We start from the raw sequence: 6,419 nt of genomic DNA, 5'->3' as shown, positions 1-6,419 counted from the left end.
CACAACATGATCTTGGATGCCCTCTCCTCATGCCCGGACATCGACCCCTGACTTCGGAACTACTCGTCTAGAGGAGCAGGATCGGCAGTCGTTCCGGCCACCGGCGCTGGGCCACCTGCCCGACCTCAGCCGGGAGATCCTCACCCCGTTGCTCGGCCTGGACAGCGAGACCGCCCTCCTGGTTACCGACAGGTGGCTGTCGGACATCACCGGTCCGCGCCCTCCGAAACTGCCTCGGCTGTACCGGCTGGTCTACGACCTGTGGGCGGTGCGCGACCCCACCGACGACGATCGTGACCTTGACGACGATGAGGAGGCGGGAGACCCGGATCCGCCGACGATCGGGCCGGACATCGTGGACGCCGCGCGGCGAGTCGTCATCAGGATCGGCCTGCCCGCCCGCCTGTCGGCGCTGCTCGCCGATGCCCTGACCGATCCCGGCCTAGACAGCGGCACCGACCGGCAGCGGGCCGCGGAGATCCTGGCGTTGGCCGCGCTATGGTGCTTCGCGCCCGAGGAGACCGATACCGAGCACACCGCATCGGTCGACCTGACCGCACGGATCCTGGGGCCGCGTGCCGTCGCGGACGCCGACGACCTGAAGCTCGATCTGCCGGGATGGGACGGCGACGACCTGATCATCGTTCCGCATCCCGACGCCCTGGCGACCGCCGACCCGCAACCGGTCACCGACCACCCCTGGATACACGCGGAGACGCGATGACGCTGACACAGAACGATCACACCGACATCGGGACCCTCATCGCCTATGCGCTGCAACCCACCCAGCGACCCGGACGCAGCCATGAATACCGTCGGGTGCTCGGTCGGTACCGCGCAGAGTCCGACTTCCGCATCGCCGCCGATGCTGTTCTGCACGGCCTGCACGCCCGCGTCCTGTCCGACGGCGACTTCGGACTCGTCCTCGGCGTCAGCCCCGAGTCTCCGTTCGCCTACCGGGTCGGCGACATGCCCCACGCGGGGACCCGGATCGGGCGCCTGATGGCAGGCCTCGTCCTGGTCGGGGTGGCCGCCTACGCCTACCCCACCCCGGCCGACCTGGAGGAGGAACGAATTCGCCGCGTGGCGGACGTCGAGTTCGAGCAGTGGATGCGCGCGATGTGCGAGCGCCTGCAAGAGCACGACGCCGCTGGGGAGCCGGTCCCCGACGACGGCTTGGACGAGGCGTGGCGGGCCTATCACGAGATGCCGTCCACGCTCGTCGGCGACAAGGGCCGCGGCTCCGGACGGCTGTCGCCAAAATGCACCCGGGACCGGCTCGACACGACCTTCTACGCGTTCTATGCCATGCCGGGGGTGTTGGATCTGCAGCGGCTCCCCATCCTCGACGCCGCGGGCGCACCCCGGCGCCGGGCGGCCTACGTCGCCGCCCTCAAGGAACACGCTGCGACCTACCCGCAAGCCATGGATCTGGTCACCACCGAAAAGCAACACGAGTGGACGGCCGCGCTGACCAGCCGGGGCCTCGACCCGGCGCTGTTTCGCACCCAGAAGCAGATGAACCACGTCGAGGGCGGCGTGGAGGACATGTTCCGGTTCTCGTCCGCCCGCGAGTTCATCGACCTGCTCATCGACCTCACGGTCGCACCGGAAGACGCGATCAGCGTCGCCGATCGCCTGACCTCGATCGCGTCGCTGCTCGCGACCAAGCCCGCCAAGACGGCTGAGCGAGACTTCTGCCTCGACTCGGCAACGGGCCTGGACCGCATCCACGTCTGCCAGCAGGAGGTCGACGCGTCAGCGGTCGCCCTCCAACAGGCCGTCGACAAGGCGGCCAAACTCTCCGCCGCCTTCGCCGCGACGGCCAGGCAGGCGAACAATCAGATCGAGGCGCTCGCCGCGCAGCGCGACGGCATCGAGAAGCGACGCGCCGCAGCGGTGATCGAAAGCGGCGCCGCGTACGAGCTCGTCTACCTGTACGAGGAACGCGCCGCCCAGATACGACTGAGCACCGCGAAGGACCAACTCAGCAAGGCCGACACCGACATCAGCAACGCCGCCGAACTCATCGAAGCCTGGGAGGCCGCCGAACACCTGGCGGAGAAGAAGCAGTTGCAGGACGCGCTGGAGCACACACGGCGCGAGGCCGGCGAGGAACGCGAGCGCACCGCGCCACTGCGGCGAGAGCACGACGAGCACACCGCTTGCCTGCAAACCCGGCTGCGTACACTCGTCGACGCCCACGAGACCACGGCGGCAACGGCCACCGAAGCGGCTACGAAGGCGAAGGCAAACGTCGAGGCCCACCGCGCGGCGGCGAAGAAGGCCGGCCAGGAGGCCCAGGCAGCGGACAAGGATGCGGCGACCGCGACCGCCCGGCTGGAGTCGCTGGCCACAGACTTACGCATGGCTGTCCGCGACGGCATGCTCCCGAACGAGCAGACCAACCCGGCCAAGCATGACGCCGCTCTCGCCGAACAGCACACCACCCTCACGGGCATTCTTGCCGAGATCCGTAGCCGTCGTGAGCAACGCCCGGCGCTTCGGCGCGCCCTGACCGGCACACTCACCACGCTGACGGGCGAGCAGGTCCGGCTCGACGCGGAGCGTACCCGGCTCGCGGAGGACCGTGCCGCGTTCGCCGAACGCGCAGCCAAACTCGTCGCACGCGAACGCGTGCAGGACCTGACCGAGGCCACCGGCGACGCTCCCGTGGACCTCTGGGCAGAGGCGGACACCCTGACCCGCCGGTTGTCCGACGCGATCGTCGACACCGACGTGGCGCTGGTGCGTCTGGAAGCAGAACGCATCGACGACCAGCGCATCCTCGACGTACACGCGCGCACCGGACTGCTACCCACCACCCTCGACGCCGAACGAGTCCAGGCTGTTCTGGCCGAACACGGCGTCATGGCCGAAACCGGCTGGGCCCACCTGCGTACGCTGCTGCCCGGTACACGCCTATTGGAGACGGTCACGGACGCGGACCTCGCGCGCCTCGGCGTCGGTCTCGTCATCCCCACCGCCCAGGCCCAGGCCGCCGCGATCGTCGGTTCCACCCGCACGGACCCCGACGAACCTGCACCCGTGTGGGCCGGACTGCATCGGGGCTTGGTGGATCCTGCGTGGGCCGAAGGCACCGTTCGCCAGATCGCGGACCGCGCCGAGGCATACGACGGGCAGCAGTCCCGCCTGACCGAGGCGCGTGAGTCCGACAGGGCCTTGCTCGGCGGGCTCACCGAACTGCTCGCCGACTGCCCCGCCGGGCACCTCGACAGCCTCACCAGCCGCATCGACGACCTCGACAGCACCCTACGCGACGTCGCCGCAGCACTCGACAAGGCTCGCGTGGATCTCGCCGAGCTCGACGAGGCGGAGACGGCCGACACCGCAGCCGATCAGCAAACGCAGCTTCAGATCTCCGACATCGAGAAATCCCGCGCCCGCCTTTCCGGCCTGATTGAAAAGATGGAGGCAGCCATCGAATGGCGTAGGGACCTCGCCGAGGCCGAGTCCCGAGCCAAGGACGCCCACACCCGGGCCGAGCGCCTCACGGAGGAGGCCAACCGGGCGCTCGACCACGCCACCGAACAGAGCAGGCTCGCCGACGCCGAGGGCAGGACCACCAACACATACCGGGGCGAAGCGGCCGGCCTGACATTCCTCGACTCCGAACCGGAGGTTCCCGACGATCCAGCGGCGTCCCTCGACGTCCTCCGCGCTCGGCGCCAAGAGGCCGCACGCGCCTGGGAGGTCCAAGCCTCCCAGTCCGTACTCGCCGAGCGGGAACGCAACCTCGCCGCCGCACTGTCGACCGAGACGCAGGCCCTCGCCGCGGTCAGTGCCGAAGTTTTGGAACATGCCGGTGTCCTGCTCACCACCGCAGAGGGACAGACCAAGCCGGCCCGGACGGCGGCACTGGCCGCCGCCAGAGAAGCCAAGGAGGAGGCGGTCGGCCGGAAGGGCCGCGCCTCCGGCGACATCGACCAGCACTCGGCGACGCTCACTCGAGTTCGGGCACGGCGCACCGATCCACCCAAGCGCGCGTTGCCTGTTGAACCGACCACAGCGGAGCAGGCCGACAACCTGGTCGCCGAATTTGAAGGGATCGGTCAAGCCTCCATCGAGAAGCGGGCAACTGCAGAGCGAGAACTCCGCGACCTTGAGGGCAAGCAGGGCGAATACCGGAGCCGGGTCACCGCGTTCGAATTGCTCGCCGACGGCCTTCCCGACCCGGCCGACTGGGGTGTCGCGCCCTTCGCCGGATCTGAGGACGAGGCGAAGGCCCACAAACAGGCGGTCGTGCAAGCGCTGCGCGTCGCGGAGAAGGGCGCGAGCGGCGCGGCGGTCTCCCGGGCGAACGCGGTCGGAGACTTGCGGACGACAGGCGGCAGGTACCCGGGGGTCGCTACACCCGCGAAAGACCGAGTGCTCCACGACACCGAAGAGGTGCTGGCGCAGCACGCGGGAACGCTGGCCAAGCAACTCAGACTGCGCGCGGACATGATCGACGGGGAACTCGCCGACATCGCCAAGGACCAGGCGATAGTGACCGATTCCCTCGCCCGTCTCGTCTCGAACACCCTCGACACCTTGCGCAAGGCCGAACGGTACTCGCGAGTGGCGACGAAGACCGGTGGCTGGGCCGGGAAGCAGATGCTCCGAATTTCCTTCGAGCCACCTGCCAGCGACGCGGACCTGCGCACCTACGTCAACCGCGTCGTGGAGCGGCGCATCGCGGATGGCGTCAAGCCGGAGGGACTGCCGTTGCTCAAGGATGCCGTCCACGAGGCAGCCGGGACCCGGGGCTTCACCGTCAAGGTACTCAAACCCGCCCTGGACCTCGTGCCCACCACTGAGGACATCACCCGGCTTGGCAAATGGTCGGGCGGGGAGAAGCTGACTGTCTGCGTCGCGCTCTACTGCACCATCGCGGCACTGCGCGCCGTCAACGCCGGACGCCGGGATCGCTCGGGCGGCGTGCTGCTGCTCGACAACCCGATCGGCCGTGCCTCACACGGCAGCCTCGTCGGCCTCCAACGAGCGGTCGCCGCCGCACACAAGGTCCAGCTCGTTTACACCACCGGGGTGAAGGACCCAGATGCCGTATCCCGGTTCCCCAATGTCATCCGGCTGGACAACCGCCCGGGCCGCACCCGGAACCGCCGCTACATTGTCCCGGACGACACGCTAACCGACGGAGCCAACCAGCGCCTCCTCACCGGCGTCCGGGTCGCACACGACGAGTCGTCCAGCGGCCATGACAAGCACGCCCAGCCCGAGACGTCGACATGACTACGGCGCTCGGTGACATCATCGCTGCCTACGTCGCGGAGCAGCCGGCCAGTCGAGTCCGGGTCGACGGCCTGCTACGGCATGCCACTGCCGTCGACCCTACGCTCGTCGGCGATCCGACAGCACGGGCCCGGCTCGCCGCCATCCTGACCGGCCTCGCCGAAGCGGGCACCGTCGTGCTACCAAAGGCACGCTCCGGCTGGGACGATCGAACGAAACCACCATTGCCGATATGGGTGGGCAAGCCGACAAAGCCACGTCGGACCCAAGCGGCACCGGCACCGCGAGTCTGGCCACAAGCACTCGAAGCAGCCGCCGCGATCGCAAGCCGACCAAACGAATACCAACTTCTGGACAAGATCGCCAGCTGGCTGCGGAACAACCCCGACGCTGAACCCGTCCCCCTTGAAGAACGCTCGTTGGAGATCCTCGACGACGAGAAGGCCCTCGCCATCGAAACGACCAAACGACTGTTCACCACCGGCGCCCTGACCCTCGACCTGCTTGCGTGCTACCCGACGCCCGTACCTTTTCCCTCCCAGCACGTCCCCGGGGTAGGGCCGACGCGGCTGCTGGTAGCGGAAAACAACGCGACGTTCCACTCGCTCCTGCAGGCCGCCCGACAAATGGAACCCGACGTGCGCCCCGACCTGCACATCGGATGGGGCTGCGGCAACCAGTTCCCTACTTCCATCACAGCCGTAACCCTGCTCGACCCGGCACCAACCGCACTGTACTACGTGGGCGACCTCGACGCCGCTGGACTGCGCATCGCGGCCGGCGCCGCTGCGAAGGCGAACGCGCACAGGTTGCCACCCCTTCGACCTGCGACCGCGCTCTACGAGTGGCTGCTCGCCCACGGCGTTCCTCGCCCAGACAGGTCCAACCCCGGCATCAGCAACCCTGGCACGCTAATAGCCTTGATGCCGGAACATCTACATGAACCGGTCTCCCAGCTGCTCCGGGCACGCCGACGAATTGCTCAAGAGACCCTTGGCCTACGCGCGCTGCGCGCCAATCCAAATCTGCTTATGCAGGCCGTCGGTTAGCACGCCGAGGCATAGCCCTATGGCCCTACGCCGACTGCGCTCCGCTAGCCTCAGCCCTTCATTATGGGCGGGTCCACATAGTGGATCTTGAAAGACAGGTGCCTTCTGACCTGG

The 6,419-nt window shown here is 68.4% G+C and carries 3 protein-coding genes; all 3 read left to right on the top strand.

The features are described from left to right. Positions 1-16: 16 nt before the first annotated feature. Genes ACFHVL_RS30485 through ACFHVL_RS30475 form a run of 3 tightly spaced genes read left to right on the top strand, consistent with a single transcriptional unit; the run spans position 17 to position 6,305 of the window. Positions 17-724 carry a hypothetical protein gene (locus ACFHVL_RS30485; protein WP_416632043.1) on the top strand — a complete coding sequence of 236 codons (708 nt, stop codon included), beginning with the start codon at positions 17-19 and terminating at the stop codon, positions 722-724. Continuing rightward, on the top strand, positions 721-5,256 hold the full coding sequence (locus tag ACFHVL_RS30480; protein WP_416632042.1) for a hypothetical protein: 4,536 nt from the start codon (positions 721-723) through the stop codon (positions 5,254-5,256). The genes ACFHVL_RS30485 and ACFHVL_RS30480 overlap by 4 nt, the downstream gene beginning before the upstream one ends. Then, positions 5,253-6,305, top strand: coding sequence for a Wadjet anti-phage system protein JetD domain-containing protein (locus ACFHVL_RS30475; RefSeq protein WP_416632041.1), 1,053 nt, complete (start codon positions 5,253-5,255; stop codon positions 6,303-6,305). The genes ACFHVL_RS30480 and ACFHVL_RS30475 overlap by 4 nt, the downstream gene beginning before the upstream one ends. Positions 6,306-6,419 lie beyond the last annotated feature (114 nt).

The sequence above is a fragment of the Micromonospora sp. LOL_023 genome, from assembly GCF_048060115.1.
Taxonomy (GTDB): Bacteria; Actinomycetota; Actinomycetes; order Mycobacteriales; family Micromonosporaceae; genus Micromonospora_E.
The sequence above is the reverse complement of the archived record's forward strand: the minus strand, read 5'-3'. Positions and strand labels throughout refer to the sequence as shown.

Bases quoted from the DNA above. Each gene is read 5' to 3' on its own strand.
- ACFHVL_RS30485 (WP_416632043.1), top strand. From the start codon at position 17: ATGCCCTCTCCTCATGCCCGGACATCGACCCCTGACTTCGGAACTACT.
- ACFHVL_RS30480 (WP_416632042.1), top strand. From the start codon at position 721: ATGACGCTGACACAGAACGATCACACCGACATCGGGACCCTCATCGCC.
- ACFHVL_RS30475 (WP_416632041.1), top strand. From the start codon at position 5,253: ATGACTACGGCGCTCGGTGACATCATCGCTGCCTACGTCGCGGAGCAG.